The sequence below is a fragment of the Mucilaginibacter defluvii genome (assembly GCF_039543225.1).
In the GTDB taxonomy this organism is placed as follows: domain Bacteria; phylum Bacteroidota; class Bacteroidia; order Sphingobacteriales; family Sphingobacteriaceae; genus Mucilaginibacter; species Mucilaginibacter defluvii.
Genome location: NZ_BAABJI010000002.1, coordinates 394,477 through 415,019, shown reverse-complemented (window position 1 = coordinate 415,019; position 20,543 = coordinate 394,477). Strand labels below are relative to the sequence as shown.

Annotated in this window: 14 protein-coding genes; 2 read left to right on the top strand and 12 right to left on the bottom strand. The window is 43.8% G+C overall.

Features of this window, described 5'->3' with window-relative positions; all coding sequences use genetic code 11:
- Positions 1-9 precede the first annotated feature (9 nt).
- Positions 10-951 carry an MBL fold metallo-hydrolase gene (locus tag ABD960_RS08035; RefSeq protein ID WP_345330505.1) on the bottom strand — a complete coding sequence of 314 codons (942 nt, stop codon included), beginning with the start codon at positions 949-951 and terminating at the stop codon, positions 10-12.
- 155 nt (positions 952-1,106) lie between these two features.
- On the opposite strand from ABD960_RS08035, the gene ABD960_RS08030 reads away from it, so the two are divergent.
- Together ABD960_RS08030 and ABD960_RS08025 are read left to right on the top strand one after the other, a co-directional pair.
- The gene (locus ABD960_RS08030) at positions 1,107-1,349 is read left to right on the top strand and encodes a hypothetical protein (protein WP_345330504.1); all 243 of its coding nucleotides are present in this window, start codon (positions 1,107-1,109) and stop codon (positions 1,347-1,349) included.
- Positions 1,349-2,299 (top strand): aldo/keto reductase, encoded by a 951-nt coding sequence (locus tag ABD960_RS08025; protein WP_345330503.1) that lies wholly within the window; start codon positions 1,349-1,351, stop codon positions 2,297-2,299. Before ABD960_RS08030 ends, ABD960_RS08025 begins: the two co-directional genes overlap by 1 nt.
- 83 nt (positions 2,300-2,382) lie before the next feature.
- On the opposite strand, the gene ABD960_RS08020 is transcribed toward ABD960_RS08025, so the two are convergent.
- From ABD960_RS08020 to ABD960_RS07970, 11 genes are read right to left on the bottom strand one after another with little or no spacing between them, the layout of a single operon-like run.
- A complete protein-coding gene (locus ABD960_RS08020) occupies positions 2,383-3,231 on the bottom strand; it encodes a PKD domain-containing protein (protein ID WP_345330502.1) in 849 nt (282 codons plus the stop codon).
- Positions 3,232-3,248: 17 nt separating this feature from the next.
- Complete coding sequence (locus tag ABD960_RS08015; protein WP_345330501.1) at positions 3,249-4,709, bottom strand: PA14 domain-containing protein; 1,461 nt, start codon at positions 4,707-4,709, stop codon at positions 3,249-3,251.
- A 42-nt stretch (positions 4,710-4,751) separates the two neighbouring features.
- The gene (locus tag ABD960_RS08010) at positions 4,752-6,464 is read right to left on the bottom strand and encodes an alkaline phosphatase family protein (protein ID WP_345330500.1); all 1,713 of its coding nucleotides are present in this window, start codon (positions 6,462-6,464) and stop codon (positions 4,752-4,754) included.
- A gap of 25 nt (positions 6,465-6,489) precedes the next feature.
- A complete protein-coding gene (locus ABD960_RS08005; RefSeq protein ID WP_345330499.1) occupies positions 6,490-8,100 on the bottom strand; it encodes a DUF5008 domain-containing protein in 1,611 nt (536 codons plus the stop codon).
- A gap of 17 nt (positions 8,101-8,117) precedes the next feature.
- On the bottom strand, positions 8,118-8,852 hold the full coding sequence (locus ABD960_RS08000) for a hypothetical protein (RefSeq protein WP_345330498.1): 735 nt from the start codon (positions 8,850-8,852) through the stop codon (positions 8,118-8,120).
- Positions 8,853-8,864: 12 nt separating this feature from the next.
- Positions 8,865-10,388, bottom strand: coding sequence for a RagB/SusD family nutrient uptake outer membrane protein (locus ABD960_RS07995; protein WP_345330497.1), 1,524 nt, complete (start codon positions 10,386-10,388; stop codon positions 8,865-8,867).
- A 10-nt stretch (positions 10,389-10,398) separates the two neighbouring features.
- Positions 10,399-13,548 (bottom strand): SusC/RagA family TonB-linked outer membrane protein, encoded by a 3,150-nt coding sequence (locus tag ABD960_RS07990; RefSeq protein WP_345330496.1) that lies wholly within the window; start codon positions 13,546-13,548, stop codon positions 10,399-10,401.
- 19 nt (positions 13,549-13,567) lie between these two features.
- Positions 13,568-14,689: a DUF5007 domain-containing protein gene (locus ABD960_RS07985; protein WP_345330495.1), complete on the bottom strand. Its 1,122-nt coding sequence runs from the start codon at positions 14,687-14,689 to the stop codon at positions 13,568-13,570.
- Positions 14,690-14,692: 3 nt separating this feature from the next.
- On the bottom strand, positions 14,693-15,802 hold the full coding sequence (locus ABD960_RS07980; RefSeq protein ID WP_345330494.1) for a discoidin domain-containing protein: 1,110 nt from the start codon (positions 15,800-15,802) through the stop codon (positions 14,693-14,695).
- 11 nt (positions 15,803-15,813) lie between these two features.
- Positions 15,814-17,313, bottom strand: coding sequence for a RagB/SusD family nutrient uptake outer membrane protein (locus ABD960_RS07975; RefSeq protein WP_345330493.1), 1,500 nt, complete (start codon positions 17,311-17,313; stop codon positions 15,814-15,816).
- 32 nt (positions 17,314-17,345) lie between these two features.
- Positions 17,346-20,330: a SusC/RagA family TonB-linked outer membrane protein gene (locus ABD960_RS07970; protein ID WP_345330492.1), complete on the bottom strand. Its 2,985-nt coding sequence runs from the start codon at positions 20,328-20,330 to the stop codon at positions 17,346-17,348.
- Between the last annotated feature and the right edge of the window lie 213 nt (positions 20,331-20,543).

Sequence of the window (20,543 nt, the reverse complement as noted above, 5' to 3'; positions counted from 1 at the left end):
GTAAATATACTACCTTTTAGCTACAGCTTTAGTAACCAAAAACGCTACCGCCGCAGCACCTAAAGCCACGGCAGCCGCTTTCAGCTTAAGGTTGGGCGTTTCTGTATACGATGGCACGTATTTAACGCCGGTTTCGTCGGCCATGGCAGCACGTTTTACATAACGGCCGTGTTTTGGCACCGCTAACTGCCTGAAGTTGTTGGCCAAATAGTTAAGCGTCGTTTGCAATTCCTTGCCGCGCATAACGAAACCATGCCCTGTGCCGGCAATGCGGGGTTGTAAGGCGGCAAGTTTACGCACCGATTTTTCCGCCGCGTGCCAATCAGTCGTCATATACATTGGTGGGCCCGAAAGCTTTTTATTGAAATTCAATGCGTTTACTACGGACTCATTTTGAGTAGTAGTAAACGCGTCTCCGGCAATCAGCGTAGTATTTAATGGCAAAAACAGTGAAATATGTCCCGGCGTATGGCCAGGCGTATGAATCACTTTCCATTCCGGCAACTCAGGTATACCTTCATATTTATCAATGGGTATTACGCGGCTGCCTAAATTGATAGGCTTTGTTGGATAAGCCCAGGATATCAAACTCATTAAACCACCCCCTACACCCGGATCAGCGGGCGGATATGATGATTGACCTGTTAAATAAGGCAACTCAAGCGGGTGCGCGTAAACGGGTACATCCCAATATTTTAAAAGCTCTTCAAGCGCTCCAACGTGATCAAAATGCCCGTGTGTAAGCACAATAGCCGCAGGTTTGGTACCCGGCCCAAAAATACTTTCGGCCATGGCAATTATTCTCCTGGCGGTACCACGCAAACCGGCATCAACCAATACCCAACCCTTACCTGCTCCCCTCCTGTTCGCTATCATGTAAACATTAACAAAGGTGATTTTCATCCCCCACACGTTTTGGGCAACCTGAAAATAATTTGTCTTTTTTCTCATAATTCAGTTAGATGTATTCAGTACAAACAATGCATTCAATTCAATGGTTTTAATGTTGGTGTTTTATTAGTGATACTTATGGATATTACTTTAAGTCGCACTTGATATTTACTTAAACCGCCGATGTTTAAACGCGGCTATTAAACATTTTTATTATGAACGAACAATTTGAAGCAGTACTAACCGGCTCGGACGGGCCAATTGACGGAATAGTGACCGAAATTACCAACGGTGGAGGCCAGGCGTATAAATTCCAATCAATAGACGGAAGCCTGGAACTTATCATTATCCGCAACGAGGAAGGTAACTGGGAACGCGCAAGCGGAACTGAGCCGTATTTTTCAGGCTGGGTTGATGAACTTATAGAGCAGATTCAAAACAATCAAAAGGCTTTGTAATGGAAGACAGAAAGATAGGAAAATCCGGGTTGACTGTAAAACCCTTTGCCTTCGGCGGAAATGTTTTTGGCTGGACGGCCGATGAAAAACGATCCTTTGAATTATTGGATGCTTTTGTGGATAAGGATTTTAATTTGGTTGATACCGCCGATGTTTACTCTTATTGGGTGCCTGGTAATAGAGGTGGTGAATCAGAGATTATCATCGGTAATTGGTTAAAAAAAACCGGAAAGCGGGATAAAATAGTGTTGGCTACTAAAGTAGGCAAGCCTATGGGCGAAGGCATGAAAGGCTTATCTAAAAAGTATATCAACCGGGCCGTTGAAGCGTCCTTAAAGCGTTTACAGACGGATTATATCGATCTATATCAATCTCATGATGATGATAAAGACACACCTCTGGCGGAAACCATGCAGGCGTTCGATCAACTGATAAAAGAGGGGAAAGTACGTGCCATTGGTGCATCAAACTTTAAAGCCAACCGCCTGGCTGAAGCTATAAAAGTAAGTGAAGATAATGGTTTCGCCGCCTACCAAAGCCTGCAACCGGAGTATAACCTGTATGATCGTGAAGGCTTTGAAGCAGAATTGCAAAAACTTTGTTTAGAAAAGGATTTGGGTGTGATAACCTATTACTCATTAGCCAGCGGATTTTTAACCGGCAAATACCGCTCAGCGGATGACCTTAATAAAAGTCAGCGAGGCGGTGGCATCAAAAAATACCTGGATAATCGTGGTCAGAACATACTTAAGGCTTTGGATGAAGTTGCCGCAAAACATAACGTGCCGCTGGCAACCGTATCTGTAGCTTGGCTGATAGCGCAACCAGGCATAACCGCCCCCATTGCCAGCGCCACCAGTGTTGCGCAGTTGACCGATATTGCAAAGGCTGCCGAAATCAAATTATCTAAAGATGATATTGATTTGCTGAGCCATGCAAGCGAATATTAAAAGTTTAACAAAAATTCAAAAGGCGCTTAACTATGTGGTTAAGCGCCTTTTTTGTGATGGATTTAAGTATTAGGTATTGTTTATCAATCCGGTTGTTTTTTGTTGATAGACCACTCTGACAATTGAAAATCGCGGCTACCCCAGTTTGATTTTACTCTTAACCTATAGTATTTGTAAGCTGTATTATTCCTCTTAAAATGCCAAAACTTACGTTGGTTTGGAGCAGTGAAAAACCATTTGTAATTAACAGAATTCGGGTTATTTGAGGCAGCTGCTGATTCCAATGTAATCCATTTAACATCATCTTCTGAACCCTGAACCTCCCAGTTTCTTGGATTGCGGTCTGGCGCGTCATTACCCGAGACTAAAGTATAGCCACCGGCAACAACCGCACTGTCGAGCGTGAACTTAATTACCAGGTCACCAGCAAAACCGGATTGTAAAAATTTACTATTAGGATTATCGTCAACAACTTTTTTTGAACCTTCGCCGCCATCCGGACCGCCACCATTATCGCGTGATACCCATAACGTACCACCAATAGTTTTAAAATAACTTGGGCCTATCTTTGTCGGATCAAAATTAGGGTCGGCCACCCGCAAGATAATTTCACGGCTCGATGTAAAACCCTGCTTGTTACGTACTGTAAGGTTTACCTTGTAGTTATCGTCAAACTCATACTTATGCATTGGATTTGGGTCTGTTGATGTGCTATCATCTCCAAATTGCCAAAGCAAGCTTTCAAAATCAGTAGAGTTGCTGGTAAATTTAAATTTATTGTACTCGAGCGTATCAGGCACCTCTACACTGAAATCAGCGACTGGACGCGGCAACTCCGGTTCGGGTTTTGTTTCCGCTTTCTCTTTTTTACAGCCGACGGACAGCATAGCTACCAGTACAATGGCTGATGAAATTCTATAAAATGCTTTCATGTTCATTATCTGATATTTTAATTTAACGGAGCCGGGAATAACTGGCTCATTGGTATTACGCGCTTGCTAATTATAACGTTTTTAGGCTCAGTTGCATTTTTTACCTCGTAAGCAAGTATAGCTCGTTGCCCGCCAACGTTTTCTCTGTGATGTGCCTCAATTTTGTAACGTTTACCACGTTCAAGAAATATAGTTCCGACACGTTCAGGCACATCCCACCTATCGGTAAAGTCGTTAACCAGTGCTTTACCATCAACATACAAACGTGATCCGTCATCCCATTCGGTTTGATAGAATTTGTACTCGCCACGTACGGGAGCCAGGAATTCACCGGTCCAACGTGTTGAAAAATTATCGCGGCTTATACCAGGTGTAGCATTTTGCCAAGGGCCATCACCTGTCCAGTTAATATTTTCCTCAATTCTTACCAGTGTCGGCTTACGGCCATCCTGATCTAAAAATTGGTAATCACTAAAATATTCGGCCTTAAGCCCTGTTCCGTTACCGGTAATATAGGAGTTGTTATCCAGATTCACTTCCGGTTGCACTAACACTATCACGTAGTTCTTTACCGGATCAAGCAAGTGTTTGGTAGGATCGGTAATTTTAAGTACAAATCCAAAGCGTTTGTTTGCAATAATATTTGCATCAAACGTAGGCCAGCCTATTTGAAGACGCGCAACTGCTCCGCTCGCCCCTGTAACAATACGAATATTGGTGTCAAGCGTAAACTCATCAGGTTTTAGCGCAATAGTATTTGCCGGCAGTACCTTGTTGGCTATTAATTTTGCCAGCGTATCCGTATCAAGTTCAATTTTCACATTAAACGCCCCGGCAGGTTTACCGGCTAAATTAATAGCAATAGGAACGGTTATGCCACCCGGCCAAGATTTGTTGTAGTTTTTATTAAAGTCGACATCAAGTATGCCTGCGCCGTTTTGTATGGAAATATAATGAATGTCGCTTTCCTTTATCAGGGCATCGCTATCCATTATTACCATAATGTTTGAGTTTTTGGCGCTTATCTGGTTGCCCTTGCCCGGTTCGGCAAGTTTAAAAGCGAAAGCTACATCTTTACCAAAATTTTTCTCGAGTACATTTAAACGTACTACTGCCTCGCCTACTGCGCTTGTAGCCCCGTATGGTACATTAATTACGTTCGGATAATCAACTGATCCGCTTGGCAAAGCCACGGTATTGGTTAACGTACCGTTGCTGATCAGTTTGGTGATGGTATCCGTGTTTAACGTAATACCCACCTGGAATGCCTTCTTCGCCGGTGCGTCCAGGGTTATTTTAAAAGGTACGCGCACGGATTCATTATCGGCAACAACGCCGCTTGCGATAATCCCCTCACCTGAAACGCTGCGCTGCTCGTCATCAATCGGATCAACGTTATCCAGCTTATTTTTACTACACGATGCAATAATAATTCCTGCAAGGCATAAAGCCGTCAGGCTGTATATAACTTTTCTCATAATGGTTACTGGTTATATTTACTCTATCTCTTCCTACTCAGTTTATTGATCTAACCAAACACGTCCGCTTAAATCCCAGCTTTGGCGGCTTGCTATCCTAAACCAGTTAAATACCTGTGATGGAATATCTGTGGTTTGCGGAACAAACTGTGCCAAAGTTTCTGCTGATGGCGGGCATATCAAATCATTAAAATCTTCCCATTTATAATTACCTATCAACTTAAAGTCGCGCGCCTGAGGGCCAAAATCCCTGATGAGGTTTCCTTGTCCGTCGGTACCCGGCCAGTAGCCTACTAAAAAGCTATAATACGGATGTCCCTCATCGATAGTTGTTTCGCAAGCATAATTTTGTATAGTGGCATCAGGCAGAGTGGTTTTAAAGAAACGGATATCACTCAGGTAAACATCCGGAGATCCGTGTCCGGTACCATTCAGATAACCCAGTTTCAGCTTATCGTTGTTATCCAGATCACCGGCATCAGTTATATCAATTTCGTTATCAAACTGCCCGTTGGTATAGGTGCGTATGTATCGGCGGCCCCCACGTATTTCACTCTTTACCGATAATGTTTTCCATTGATTTGGCTCCAGATCGCGGCCGCGGCATTGCCTGTAGTTGCCATTTACCTCTTTAGCGCCACGTAACTCAAAATACCAGTATTTTTCTTCCAGGTAAATTACCCAGCCTACTGATGGGTGCCCGCTTGACCATTCGCGGCGTTTACCTAATATGCTTGGCCAGTTAAAGCGCTCACCGTTCTTTTTCACCTTAAGCTCGATGGTAAACTTAGAGGTATCACCACCCAGGTTAAATATATCAGCAGTGTCAATCTCGGCTCTTACCGCTTCGTTTTGCATACGTACGGTGCGGCCCAGGTAACGGTTGCCGGTAAACGGCTTACTTATAATACGCGGGTTGTATTTTAAAGCGCTGTAAATAGTAAATGTATTTGCTGAGGTGTTGCTAAAAACCGTATTATCATTCTGGTTTTGAGGAATGGTAAATTCACCGCCACCGCTTGACGCGATAACGATCATCCAATCTTCATTAGCATAATTTTCTCGCGCTTTAACAGCGTTTAAAATTTCGCCCACATAACCATCAAATGTTTCAATAGCGGCTTTGTACTGCGGGAAAGAGTTATCGTAACCGTATTGTGCGCCTGCTTGGTCAATGTCATTAAAGTGTGCTACCACGAATGTCGCCGTATCGCTTTGTAAATTATTTACTACAGCGGTTTTAACCTCAGCATCGGTAGCATAAGCTTCGCTGATATCCGTACCGGCTGTAAGCTTTTCTTTAAATAAAGCGGATGCCGAAAACGAAGCAATTTTAATTGAAGGCGTAACCTCTTTAATACGCTCAAACATTACTTTATAACGCTCCAGGTTATTACCTTCAAAGGTATTGCTTGTTACACCGTGATCGTCACTTTTAACGCCTGTAAGCATATCGGCCCAGTTACGTGCATCATTCTTTGAGTTTGGATCATTGAGCGCTACCCAGCTGTATATTGATTTTGGCAGTAATGATTTAATGTTTGGCACATTAGCCGCATTTACCGAAGCGCCACGCGCGCCATCGGTAATTATGTATAAAACCTTGCGCTTGCCGTAAAATACATCCACCGAATCTGTATACTCCTTATCCGGCAGCACACGGGTAAAATCCTTATTACAGGATACGATAGCCGCAGTTAACAAAGCGCAGATGAACAGCCATGCCACTGCTTTTGTTGTTTTCAATTTCATCATCTGTATAGTATATTATAATTGGTGTTTACTCTAATGTTACTCTGATTATATTGTAACGGTCCTCATTATCAAATTTATTGAACCAGCCTATAAGCAACAGTGCACGTTTGCCATCGGCCGACTGTGTTTCTATCACATTATTAAGGCTACCTGCAAACGGACCGGTGGCATTATATCCACTCGCTAACGCACCTGTCGGCGTAAGTATGGCGAAACCGTTTCGGGTAATGTTATCATACTTTTTAAAGCCGCCGGAAATAACGATCAATCCATCATTTAACTGCCTGCAGAAACTTATAAAATTATCAAACGATTTTCCCTGGAATGACTGATCTAACGAGCCATCCTCATTTAATAAAGCCAAACCAAATGCCGGTTTGCCATTGTAGTTTCTAAACACCCCGCTTATGAGGTATTTTTTTGTGACATTGTTGTAAGTTAAAGATGATATGGAATTATCCGCGCCTACGCCTGACTGGAAAGTTTCGTCAATGGTTCCATCTACGTTGAGGCGAACGATGTTGCCCGCGGTTTTCCCATCAAACGTGCTGAAGCGGCCAAACAGCACCAATTTTTCGGCGTTAGCGCCTTCGGTGTGCATGTAAGAGTTTACCGGACCATTAGCCGAAACGTTACCTTTACGGGTTTGCTTATTGAAACGGAAATTTGAATCAAGCGTACCATCCAGGTTAAAGCGAAGTACCTGGCGGATCTCTGTACTATCCAAAATTACCGTATCACGAGAAAAATCATAGTTTGGTTGACCGTAAGTACGGCGTACATAGTATCTGAAACCGCCTACCGCTAAAATCTTATTTTGATGTTTATAGACTTTATCTATGTAACTATTAGTCCCCCCATTAAATCTCGGAAACCACTTTAATGTATCGTTAGTTTTGTTTCCTCTCTTAAACACCCTGATACCAATTGTATCTATCGCGCCGGTACTCGTAAGGGCAGTTATGTTGCTGATATTTTCAGTTCGCTGATTATAGCCACTGAAACCACCTGAAATATAAAACCTGTTGTTAAACTCGATAATACCTGATAGCGAACCGTTTGCAGCCCTGCCGGTACGGAAACTACGGTCATATTCACCATCGCCTGAAATGCGCGCTATTCGGTTTATCGGTATGATGATACCTTTGTTATCGTAATTGGTAAATGAGCCAATAACCAGGTTACGGCCATCTGCAAGCGGGAATACATCGTTAACCGGCCCATTTGTGCCATTTGTTGCACGGAATGACGGGTCAATGTTTACTAAGCCGTTAACCTTAAATTCGGGGCCCAAAACCAACTGGTCATCAATTACTATAGAGGTTATGCCTGTACTGCCCGATTCCGGAACTTTAACTTTTATCTCCGAATCGGTAATTGACATGATCTCGGCTTCCTCGCCGTTAAATAAAAAACGCGCCTGGTCTTTATATTTCATCAGGCCGGTTACCTTAAACGTAACCTCAGTGCCAGGGCTGCCGGCGGCCGGCACAGGTACCGCATCGCGGTTAAGGTTGATGCCGAGCACTTCTTTACCATCAGCATAGGGGTCAGTAAGTACTACCTTTTCCTTACGGCAAGCCTGCGCAACAGCCATTACTGCTAAAAGTATAATTATGTATATCTTTCTTTTCATGTTTTACAATTTTGCCGTTAGTTACTTGATGAAGTTAAGCCGGTAAAATACACGTCGTTAATAAACTCGCTGTAACTGTATCCTAATGTTGCACCTGAATACGCCAGCGTATGTACAACTCCATTACGGGGCTTTATGTCTGAAGAAGATATGGGGTTGATAAACGTAGCGAAATTAGGATTAGAGATATCAGGTACATAAATCATGTTAAGCTTACGCGGACCGATATATTTTACCCCATTAGCATCGCCATAGATTACGCCAATGTTACACACATCATTGCCGTAAGTGTAATATAACTGCCCGGGATATTGGCTTTGCAAGTTCAGGTCAATCTGCGGATAATCCTTAAGGCGGTTTACGCCCTTAAACATATAACGCATGAGATATTTACGCCAAACAACCGGACTAATGTCTGACAATTGTTTCACCGTATCACGGCCAAGTAAAAACAACTCGCGGTTTAAACCGCCACTGGTGTATGATCCAATTGTACGTTTAACTACGTCATCATCCGGAGCGAAAAAGGTAAAATCCTCGTTGCGAAAAACATCTTCCATGCCAGCAAGCTTCACTACTTGGGCAATGGTGTCAAACGGTACAGGCTTTTGTTCCAGGTACTCAAACATACTACCCGGATAGTCGGCCTGAGCTTTGCCGCCGTCTATATAATATTCGTCGCGTTTACACCCGGCAAGCACAAGCAACAGGCCCACGCAAACGAACGATATGGTTTTTAAATTTTTTATCATTTCATTAATATTTTAGTTACCGCCATTTACCCAATAGGTGTTCAAGGTCATGAATGGATTATTGATCAGCGCGTTGCTGCTTATTGGCCAGGTCCAGGCACCACGATTGTATTTATCGAGCGTAAGCACGTTGTATGACCACTGGCTGCTAAGTATACGGCGAGTGCGCACCAAATCAAAATAATGATGACCTTCGCCCATTAACTCACGTGAGCGTTCTAAAAAGATAAAATCCTTAAGCTCCTGGCCACCGCCGCCATTGTAAAGCGGAGCCTCTGCTCTTTGCCTCACACGGTTCAACATAGCAATAGCTTCGTTATCCTCGTTTAATTCCGCCAACGCTTCAGCGCAAAGCAAAATTTCGCCGGCGTACCTGAAAATCAAGAAGGTATTATCGGGGTTAGCATTCTCTTCGCCGCTGGCAAATGAATTGGCAGCGAATTTCAACATCATAAATTTACCATTGTCGGCAAAAATATCCTCATCAAACCACGCTTCTGCCCTTTTATCAGCATTGCTCGGATAAAGCTTTTGCATATACTCCGCACGAAAATAAGCGAAGCTTACGCGGTGTGTATATTCAGGGCGTTTGTAAGGATAATGCAAAAACATATCACCAAAAGGTGCCACGTCCCTATTTTGATCGCCGTAGTTTATACTGCGGTAAAATTCAAACAAGCTCTCGTCAGAGCGGCCCTTTATTACAGTTGACCATTGTTCAATAGGTAATAGCCTGTAAGCGTTGCTGGCCACCAGTTCACGGCCAAGCGTAGCGGTTTCTGTATAATACTTGTTTGCGTTTGCACGATCAAAGCCCGCATTCCACATATTCATGTTCATCAGCAAGGCTATAATGCTACCCCTGCTTGCACGAACGCCTTTTAAAGCCGGATCACTGTATGCCCATGGTAAAAAGTCTTTATAAGCTTTTAAATCAGCAATACATTTATTTAAAACCGACACCATGTTCTCACGGGGTAATGGCTCTGAGTGAAACGCATCAGTATAATAGGCTACATCACCATACAATCGCACCATAAAAAAGTATGATAGTGCGCGAATGAAGGCAGCTTCGGATTTAAACTGATTTGCCTCATTAGCGCTTACACCCGGTATGCCTTCATTAAGTTTTTCTATCAAAATATTAGCGCTTTGTATCACTTGGTAATAACCTGTCCAATCGGTAATTGCGCCAAAATTGTAGAAGTCCCACGGTTTGCCGCCACGCAACAATTCCAATAAATCATTACGGCCAAGTACTTCCACATATTCCCTCGAAGGGCCAACGTCAGCCTGTGGTTCATGCATCACCTCGCCTGAGCGGTATTCTCCGGTCGCGCCTACAAAATGCGTTTCGTTCACTTTACCAAAAAAACGGCGAGACATGTCGTAAATGTTGGCTACAACGTCCTCTTTTGATTGGTAAAAGTTGTTACCTGTCAGCTTATCGATGGGCTGTATGTTCAGGAATTTTTTGCAGGAAGGCAAACAGAAACTTCCTGCTATTATCAAAACTGATGTAATAATCTTTTTCATAACTACTGTTTTATTTACCTGTGTTAAGCTCAAGGTTTAATCCTAAGTTGTATGTACGCGCTACCGGATAACCGTTTGATATATCGCGGCCTAACGATGTTACGTTTTCCGGGTTAGGGCCTGTATACCTTGAAAAGGTCGCCAGGTTATCAGTTGACAGGAACACCCTGAGGTTGTTGAAGCCAAATCTCCGGATCGCGTTGCGGTTAAACATGTATGACAGGGTCAGGTTATTGATTTTAAAGTAGGTGCCTTCTTCCGCCCATAAAGTTTGATCGGGGCGCAATGGTTGTATCTGGTTAAAGCGGGCAAAATCATACGGGTTGGGATACCTGGTAACATCCCCCGGGTTACGCCAGATGTTCATGTTTGTTAACGGCACCACGGCCAGCAGTGAGAACGGATCGCGCATGATGGCCATACGGTCAGACAGGGCGTTGTTCAATATGGTTCTGTTAGCGGTGAATGATCCGTACACGTTAAGCCCCCAGTTTTTGTATACGATGTTAGTTGAAATACCACCGGTAAGCAATGGTTGCGAGTTACCGGTAATTTCGTAATCGTCATCATTTAAAATGTAATCGCCGTTAACATCCTTAAACCTAGGGTCGCCACCTTCAAAGAAGGTTCCGTTGGTTTGATAGCGCTTACCTGTAACTGGGTCAACAGGTACGTCGGCATCATAAGCGTATACACCCTCGTTTATACGCAGGTAATTTGAAAGTGTGTTTTTACCTACTCGGTAAACAATGTGCTGCCTGTAACCGCTGTTATCAAAACGGATGTATTGCCCATTATATTCAATTGGAAGCTTAAGCAGCATATCGCGGTTAATGGCGCCGTTTACAGATACCGTCAATTTAAAGTCTTTCGTATCAACAGCCCTTGCGGTTACCATCAACTCATAACCATAGTTGGCAATACCCACATCGTTGCTGGCCAGGCGGCCAAAGCCCGTCATGTTGGCCAGATTACGGTCAAATAGCAGGTTATCAACGTGTTTATAATAAGTATCAAACACCACGGTAAGCCTCTCACGGAACAAGCCTAAATCAAAACCAAAGTTATACTGCGTGGTTGTAGTAGGTTTAAGCGCAGGGTTTGGTATAAAATCATTATTTATACCGATTGTTGGGTTATTGTTGAAGTTACCGTTAAGGTTGTAAACACCGTAGATGCTTTGCAGCGTACCGCTCGGTACAATGTTCTGTCCCCAGGTTAAACGTAAGCTACCAAAACTTAACCATGACAGATCGCTCAGAAAGTTCTCTTTGTTAAAGTTCCATCTTAAACCAACTGCCGGGTTTTTTGAATAAGGGTTTTCCAAACCGTTAGATGAGGTACCATCCAGGCGATAAGAAAACTCGGCTACATATTTCTTTTGATAATCGTAAGTTACCGAACCGGCAAATGACGCGATTGTAGCGTTACGATAGTTTGATAATACACCACCACCACGCGAATAGTAAGCATCATAACCTACCGGGCCCTGTAGCTGATCGTTAGGGGTACGCTCCTGGCGGATGATACCGCTTTGCGCGCCTTGCTTGTAGATCTCGTTAAAGGTATTTACAAACAGGTTATGATCTTTACCGAAGGTTTTAGAATAGGTGATGGCGTTACGGTTATAAAGCGTATAGTTACGGCCCTCAAAATCATAAACCTTGGCGTATTGCGAGTTGGCAGCCGCCGGCGTAAAAGTAGCCTCAGCATCTGACGTATAATCATAGCTTATACTTGATGATAATGCCAGGCCCGGGATGAATTCATACCTACCGTCAACATTGGTACGCAGGTTTCGGGAGCTGTTGCTGTTTTGTGTACGTAGTGCCGAAGTAACCGCGTTTGATGACAGGTAGAAAGACGGCGGCGGCAGCAATGTTGATGCCTGGCCGTTGGCTGCCACGCCTGATTGTAACAAGCCCACACCATCACCCTTTGCCTGGTTACCTACCGAACCAAATAGCGAGCCAAAGAAACGAAACTTATCGTTCGGTTTAAATTCCATGTTCATGTTCAGGTTATACCTGTCAAAACCGGTATTTTTAATTACACCTTTTTGCGAGAAGTAACCTACGTTGGCTTTGTAGTTAAAGCGTTGGTCGCCACCGTCAAGCGCAAGGTTATGGCTTTGGTTGTAAGTAGTAGCATAAAATACCGATTGCCAGTCTGTCGAGTTATTCCAATAAGCGTTCAAACTGTCGGCCAGAAAAGGGGTCAATCCTAAATCACGCAGTTGCTGCTCAGTACGGGCATTTGACAATATTTGCTGTATTTTAGATTGACGTTCAGCGTTACCGCCCAATGTTTCGCGCAGCTTTGGCGGCGTTTGCACGAAAAAGTTTGTGGTGTACCTAACGCGCGGAACTTTAGAGTTACCACGCTTGGTAGTGATAATGATTACACCATAAGCACCGCGCGAACCGTACATTGACGTAGCCTGCGCATCTTTCATTACCTGAATGTTCTCAATATCTTCAACAGGAATTAATGACAGCGGACTTACGCCCGGGCCTTGCGTCTGAAAACCAAATTCTGAGGCCTTATCAGCATCCAACGGTACCCCATCAATAATATAAAGCGGAGATGTAGGCTGCAGGAACGACTCGTTACCGCTGCCCTGAACGCTTAACGTTGACAGACCACGCACCTGAACTGAACCGCGGAAACCCGGAGCACCGGTGTTATTCTGTACGTTCAAACCGGCAACCTTACCTTGTAACAAGCTTTCAAAGTTGGCAACAGGTATATCCTGTATGTCTTTACCCGAGATGTTTACCGCGGCACCGGTTGTAGTTTCTTTAGCACGTTTTTGATAAGCTACGATAATTACCTCGCTGAGGGCTTTTTTATCTTCGCTCATGTTAATAACGATATTTTTTGAGTTGGCAGTTGCTTTCACCGTTTGGGTTGCATAACCCATAAATGAAAATGAAAGCGTAGCATTCTCGGCAACATTTACAGTAAACCGGCCTTTGCCGTCAGTTTGTATTAAACCTTTGCCGTCAGCAGCCACGGTTACGCCGGGTAACTCAATATTTGCCGTTTTATCAATAACGGTACCACTTACCGTTACTACCTTTTTTTGTTGCGAATAAACTTTTGTGCTGCATATTACGCAAACAATAAGCACTGTATAAAATAGTCTAAGTATTCTCATTGTGATGGCTTTATGGTTTTTATTCGTCTTCAAACTTTGGATTTTCCTTTAAAAAGTGGAATACCACCTCCCAGTCGCCTTTTTTGTAAATAGCGAAGTCGATACCGAACGTGGCTACCGTTCTGCCGCCACCAAAACCTTTACGCGAGTAGCTAAACTCCGCATGGTCGCGGTTGCCTCCCGGCGCGTAATTGGTAACCACTTCAACCAGCGGAATTGGATATGCAACGGTGTATTGCACATACTCGTTGGTTTTTTCCATATTAAAGCCATGAACAATCCTATCCCAACGGGTTTCGTTAAACAAGTTAGGGTTGATAGCAACTGAATCCTTATCCAGGAATTTAAACCTGATAGAATTGCCCGAGCCACCCGGTACCGGGCGTATGTAAACTACAACCTCTTTGTAATCATCGTTACTACGCAGTGGCTGATCACTTTGAGCGCCAATAACGTTATTTAAAAATGGCCTGATGTAATTGCGGCTGTTTGGGTTGTTTGGCGATTTTGGATGCGGTGCAGGCCCCCCGGAGTAAATGTTAAAATCGTCCGACGGTTCATAAGGGCGCTCACGAAACGGCCGAACAGACAAATCGCGGATGATTGCGCTGCCGCCGCTGTTTGTAACCCGTAAATCAAAGTAACGGGTATTCTGCGGAAAATTTGTAGTATCGGCCGCACGAGGTGTAATCAGATCATTGGTTGCCGCCGCCCATAAAATGAACTCGCCTGACTGGCGTACCTCGAACAGCGGATGATCCTCAAGTTTGCGCTTGGCCTCAATTTCCTCAATGCTTTTCTCCAGGCCGGTATATGCCTTGGTCCATACGTAAGTTGGCCTTACCTGGAAAAGGTCAGTTACCGGCCGGCCATCGCCAAAACGCGCATTAATTATCTCAAACTTGATTGGCTGGGTAGAGTTGTCTCCGTTAAAACCACCCATTATATTATTGCGGCCCAAAATCGGGTCGAAGGTTTTATTGTTGTAATTGATGCGCGAACTCAGGTAATCTTTTTCATCCGGCAAATCAAATATCTTTTTACAACTGCTTAGCGCGATGCAGGCAAGCAACATCAGCCCAATTGATTTTTTTAAGTTTATATACATGGTTGGGATCATGTTTAATTTTTTATAACTCATATCTTAATTTGCCCGGTTTATAGTCCATTCAGCTAACTGGAACGCACCGCTTCCGTTGATCTCTGAGATATCTATACGATAGAATTTATAAGCAACAGTATTGCTGCACCTGAATACTTTGGTTTGGTATCTCTCCTCAAAAAAGAAGTTGCTTCTGCGGTCCAGCTCAACCCAGGTTTTGCCATCCATTGAGCCCTCGTAAGTCCAGGCACGCGGATCGCGATCAGGCGCGTCATTAGCCGAAATAAGGGTGTAAACGCCTGAAACAGCAGGTTCTTTAAGTTCATACTGCATCCAAAGACGCCCCTGAAACTCGGCCAGGAATTTGGTATGGTCATCGCCGTCAATAACCTTTTTAGATCCCTCACCGTTGTCGGGCCCACCGTTATTATCGCGCAGTACGCTAAGCTTACCACCAATCTCGAGCATCAGGTTTGGCGGAGGCGGCACAAATGTTAGCCTGGTCACAAACTCGTCAAAGCCAAAAATATGGTCGGGACTAACCACATGAACAATGCCGTTTTTGGTAATGATGTTGTTTGACCCGGTTGTAGTGGTTGACCAGTTACGAATAAATTTGCTACGCTTGGTGTTACTGAATTCGACAGCAACCGGACCTGCGTTAACATTTCCCGACGCTGAATTTCTAACCAATTTTCCATGCATCGGAAAGGCGAAACGCACGCTTGAAAGATCAAGTCCGTCCTGCAATGTAAGCGAATCAGATGTATACCTGCCCCTGATAATGTAATAAGACGCCATTGTATCAAGATGTACGCCATCAATGTTTGACAGGTATAACGGATCCTTATCGCTTTGACGGCGAAGTGTATTCAGGTTGGTAATGGCTAACTGAAAGCTTGGGTTAGTTACCGCGAACAAGGTGACATTACTATCCGTCAGGGTTTGTTTAAGGCCCATACGGTCAACCACGGCAATAAGTGAGTCATAAACACCTGGTTTGCTCTTCAAATAATCGTAGGTGCTGCCGGCAAACTGCGGGTCGTTGTTCGCGGCATCATAATAACCGCCATCTTTGCTGCAGGCAAAAAATGTTGCCGCTACACAAAACAGCAGTGCCGGAGTTTTCATATATCTTTTTATCGTATTCATATATGTTTATTTTATTTCCAGTAAGGATTTTGTGTTAATTGGTTGTTTTGTGAAATAAGCTTGCGCGATATAGGCCAGTAAATACCCTGTGAATTTATAAGCTGCATAAAGCGTGGGTTATTCTGCTTTATTTTATTATATCGAATGAGATCATACCAGCGGTGCCCCTCACCCATTAATTCGCGTCGGCGTTCCTGAAAAACTAAATCTATAATTTCGCCATTAGCATAAATAGCGTTAACTCCTCTTCTGCCAAGCACTTGCGCTACCTCTACTAAAGCACCATTGTTGTCACCTAAAACAGCTAATGCCTCCGCACGAAGTAGTACTACGTCCTCAAGACGCGTAAATATGAGCGCACTGGTAAAATACCTGAAGTTAGGATCATTTGTGCCGCCCTGAATAACCTTGATTTTATTGAAAATCGGGTACTTACCATTAAAGTTTACGAAGTAACTTTCAGTACGTGGCTGACCCAAAGTATCCAAGCTGAAACGCTGATCATTAGGTTGGTCGAATATTTTAATAATGGTGTCCTTCGGCATATAAATGTCAGGCACATTTTTAGTAACTACAGGCTGCGCAAGGGTTAACTCCTCGATATGGCCGGTTACAGATCCATCAATATGGCCCCAATCCGAATTAAAGCCGAACATCTGGCTGCTGTTCTTATTGTAAAAGAAACCGTTCGAATTGGTCAGATCAGTGGTTGACTGGAAGTTAATGCGGCTTTTGCCGTAATTGTCCTCAACAAATTTGGCATAAGTAGCAACATCATCATAGTTGCCTTGCCATGCCGCTACGTGTGCTAAAATAGCGTAGGCAGAATTTTTCGTGGCTAACGCGCCTGACCAACGTCCATCGCTTTCGCCGTAGTATGCACCGGGCTGTTGCTCATCGTTACCACTATATATAAAAGGCAAGTCTGCAGCGGCTTTTTGTAATTCCTGCTCTACCCAAACCAAAATTTTTGCTTGCGGCTCGCGCGGCTTGTTCTCAAATTTTCCATCGTGTGAGCTGGTTATAAAAGGCACGTCACCCCAAATGCGTACCATATAAAAGTATGCGAATGCTCTAAGCAGACGAGCTTGCGCCACATCAACAATCATGTTGTTTTCGGTATAACGCCTGTCAACAGCTTTTACCTCGCCAATACGTTCCATAAAAATATTGGCCGCGTTAATAACAGCATAAAAGCGTGTCCAGTCAGACAGGGCATCAACTGTCGGGTACGATGCGTTTAACTGGTTTGATGTTACCGCTTTCAAATCTAAGCGGTTAGGACTTACAAACTCACCGGTACGTACATCTCCGTAAATCCAGTGGCCGTTATTGTCTGAAAGGGCTGCGCGGGTAAGCGCGTAAACGCCCATAATACCGGCACGGGCATCTTCCAGTTTGTTCCACATGTTTTTTTCGCCTACCACACGTACCGAATCCTTGTCCAGGATTTTGTTACATCCGGTTAGTGCTACTAAAAACAGCAGTGCTATATATAATATCTTTTTCATTTGTTTTACTTCAGATTTACTTTAACATCCTGTTACAAATCCATTTTAACACCCAGTGTGTACGTACGTGGTATAGGCAGGCCGTATCCGGTGTCAAAACCATCGTAGCTAACCAGTTCCGGATCCTGACCGGTGTACGGCGTAAGGGTGAACACATTGTGCACCGAGCCATACACGTATAACCTGCTTACTTTAATGTTTTTACGGCTCAATAGCTTGGTAAGATCGTAACCCAGGGCAACCGTGCGTAACTTCAGGAATGAAGCGTTCTCCAGGAACAGGTCCTGATCGGTACGGTATGGAATAACCGTGCTCCATGGGTTATACATTGGGTATTTTGAGTAGTCACCACGTTTTTCCCAAAAGGTTATCTCTTTAACTGAGCTGATATTGCTGTTGCCTTCACGGTTTACAAAATCAAACCTGTTAGCCATATCCTGATTGATCAGTTTACGACCAAGATTGAAGTAAAAATTCAGGTTAAGATTCCAGCTGCCGTAACGCAGGTTGTTATCAAAGCCACCTGATATAGTTGGCAGTGAATGGCCCATCAACGTCTTGTCATTATTATCGATGTTATTGTCGCCGTTAATATCTCTCCAGCGCGGGTCACCAGGTTGCAACGCAATACCGTTGTATTTTAAAGGCTGTCCGTCAACCACCGGAATTTCACTAACAGCGTTATAAATGCCATCATTAGTCAGCAGCCAGTACTGATCAAACGACTGGCCTACCCTTAACAGGCGGTTGCCGATAACTAACTCGTTTAAACCACGAGGCAGCGATTTTAATTTATTGCTGTTATGATTAAGATTTAGTGATGACGTCCATCCGAACATATTTTGTTTGATGATATCGGCTTTGATGGTTACATCAATACCGCGATTGTTTACAGACATGCCGCTTTCCAGTGATTGCTTGTAACCATATTCAGCATAATCAGGCACGCCGAGTATCAGGTCTTTCTCTGTTTTTGAGTAAAGATCAACTGACAAGCGCAAACGCTCTGCAAAGAAACCCGCATCGATACCAATGTCTATCTGATCTGAATATGACCATGGGATACCGTAACCTATCCACCCTGCGCTGTAAGGCCTGGTTAATACAGCAATAGCATTATAGCCAGGAACTGTTAGGTTACCGGTGTAGCCGGTTGTAGCAGTATACTGCGGACCTTGCGCATAATTATCATAGGCGTTAAGGCGGCCCATACGGCCAATACTGGCACGTAGTACCAGGTCGCTAAAGGCATTATTGTCCTGCAAAAATTCTTTCTTCATGCTCCAGGCAGCTGATACTACCGGAGAAACAAACCAGCGTTTTGTTGGCTGAGCGTTTGACGAGCCATCAGTACGCAAGGTTGCCGAGATCATATACTTATCATTGATAGTATAATCGGCTTTACCGTAAAATGATAACAGGTTATCGCCAGTTTTATCCAGGAAGCGGTAAGTTAACTCACGCGGGAAAGCTAAGGGGTTAAGATAGTTCGAGTTGTTTGGATCTGACTCAAGCAGGTTTATCTTGATATAATCATTAGCGCCTTTATAAGCGTAGGCATTGGTATATTTATAAGTGTCCCACTGAATGGAATTTCCTATCTCAACGTGTAATGCGTGATTTTTAGCTGGCGCAAAGTCATATGATCCCTTATTCTCCAGCATTAAACGCTGATTAAAACCATAGAAGTTTGATGCGTAGCTGTTGCCCTGCAACAGGGTACGTGCGTAAAACACATCGCGGTAACCTTCATTATAGTCAACACCGAAAGTTGTGCTCCATTTAAATTTGCCAAACTCAACCCCGATGCGTGCAAAGCCTTGTATTAGGTTGGTTTTATTATCGTCAAACCCTTTATTGTACTGGTTTAAGTAATCAGCATAAAATTGTTTGTTTGGCGGCAGCGGCGCGCTCAGGTCAGGGAAATAGTTTACCTGGGCAAAACGGTCACGCAGGTAACGGTTACGGTCGCGCTCTAAACGGTTGGCGTTAACCATAGCCGAGAAGACCAGCCACGGCACCGGCTTCATGTTTATATTAAACATGGCGCTGTACCTGTCAATACCTGTATCATCAGCAACGCCTTGATTTTTAGTGTTACCCAACGAAAAACGGAAGTTAGCACGGCTCGTACCGCCGGAAATGCCAAAGTTTATGCCATGGATCAGTGCGTTACGGTAGTATAGATCGGTCCAATCTGAACGGCCGCTATAAACGTTATTCAACGAGTCGCTCAGGTAGATCGGATAATTTTCATCATCAGAATACCTGCCATTGGTGGTATACAGATCGTAAAAACGCTGACGGAATGCGTTTTCATATTTACCGTTGATGGTAGTAACAGACGGGCGCTGAACCATGCCGATATATGAATTAAAGCTAATGCTGCGTACACTACCCGGCTTTTTTGAGGTAAGCACAATAGCGCCGTTTACTGCGCGCGGGCCGTAAATAGCCGATGCCGATAAATCAGCAAGTACTTCAACCGATGCGATATTATTCATATCGATATTGGCAAATACGTTGGTTGCCGGGCCTGGGCGGTTAAAATCAAACTGCTGCAGATCAAACGCGAACGGATGCTCCGTAATAAGGGGAATACCGTCAAGTATTACCAGTGGTTGTGTTTGATAAACTTCACGGCGTGATAGTAACGGCATAGAGGCGCCGCGAATAAACATATTTTGCACAGAACCGGGTTCGCCGGATGGTTCCTGAACGTAAAGACCAGCATATTGGCCTTTAACATACTGCTGCAATGAGATAGCGGGAAAAAGAGATAATTGATCGGGCGTAGCTTTAACACTGTCCGAAAAACGATTATACAATGTTTTCCGGATGTTAGCTATACTATCATTAAGCAAAGTGTCTTTCGCAGACGTATCTTTACGAACAGTATCCTGAAAGAAAGATAATTTAAATTTGCTTATCCCTTCACTATTACCTTTAGCCAAGCCAGTTGATGCTTTGATTGCCGTTCCGAAAAAAACCGCAAAGCACAGCCATAAGTATCGCATATTAATGGATAATTTAGATTGTTGAAATAAAAGAAATGACAAATCGCGGCCCCGTAGAGAGCTGATTAACAATTAGTTAAATTTTGCTTAAGCCGTGAAAGAGATGTGCAAAGTAAAAATTTTACGCATAGTTAAGGGTTTAATTAGTTTATTAAATGGTTATTTATAAAGAGCTGTTCGTGCATTCTCACAAGCCTGAACGATTTACTTGTG

What these genes read in the sequence shown, in the direction of transcription:
- ABD960_RS08035 (WP_345330505.1), bottom strand. Translation starts at nt 951, where the DNA reads ATGAGAAAAAAGACAAATTATTTTCAGGTTGCCCAAAACGTGTGGGGG.
- ABD960_RS08030 (WP_345330504.1), top strand. Translation starts at nt 1,107, where the DNA reads ATGAACGAACAATTTGAAGCAGTACTAACCGGCTCGGACGGGCCAATT.
- ABD960_RS08025 (WP_345330503.1), top strand. Translation starts at nt 1,349, where the DNA reads ATGGAAGACAGAAAGATAGGAAAATCCGGGTTGACTGTAAAACCCTTT.
- ABD960_RS08020 (WP_345330502.1), bottom strand. Translation starts at nt 3,231, where the DNA reads ATGAAAGCATTTTATAGAATTTCATCAGCCATTGTACTGGTAGCTATG.
- ABD960_RS08015 (WP_345330501.1), bottom strand. Translation starts at nt 4,709, where the DNA reads ATGAGAAAAGTTATATACAGCCTGACGGCTTTATGCCTTGCAGGAATT.
- ABD960_RS08010 (WP_345330500.1), bottom strand. Translation starts at nt 6,464, where the DNA reads ATGATGAAATTGAAAACAACAAAAGCAGTGGCATGGCTGTTCATCTGC.
- ABD960_RS08005 (WP_345330499.1), bottom strand. Translation starts at nt 8,100, where the DNA reads ATGAAAAGAAAGATATACATAATTATACTTTTAGCAGTAATGGCTGTT.
- ABD960_RS08000 (WP_345330498.1), bottom strand. Translation starts at nt 8,852, where the DNA reads ATGATAAAAAATTTAAAAACCATATCGTTCGTTTGCGTGGGCCTGTTG.
- ABD960_RS07995 (WP_345330497.1), bottom strand. Translation starts at nt 10,388, where the DNA reads ATGAAAAAGATTATTACATCAGTTTTGATAATAGCAGGAAGTTTCTGT.
- ABD960_RS07990 (WP_345330496.1), bottom strand. Translation starts at nt 13,548, where the DNA reads ATGAGAATACTTAGACTATTTTATACAGTGCTTATTGTTTGCGTAATA.
- ABD960_RS07985 (WP_345330495.1), bottom strand. Translation starts at nt 14,689, where the DNA reads ATGAGTTATAAAAAATTAAACATGATCCCAACCATGTATATAAACTTA.
- ABD960_RS07980 (WP_345330494.1), bottom strand. Translation starts at nt 15,802, where the DNA reads ATGAATACGATAAAAAGATATATGAAAACTCCGGCACTGCTGTTTTGT.
- ABD960_RS07975 (WP_345330493.1), bottom strand. Translation starts at nt 17,313, where the DNA reads ATGAAAAAGATATTATATATAGCACTGCTGTTTTTAGTAGCACTAACC.
- ABD960_RS07970 (WP_345330492.1), bottom strand. Translation starts at nt 20,330, where the DNA reads ATGCGATACTTATGGCTGTGCTTTGCGGTTTTTTTCGGAACGGCAATC.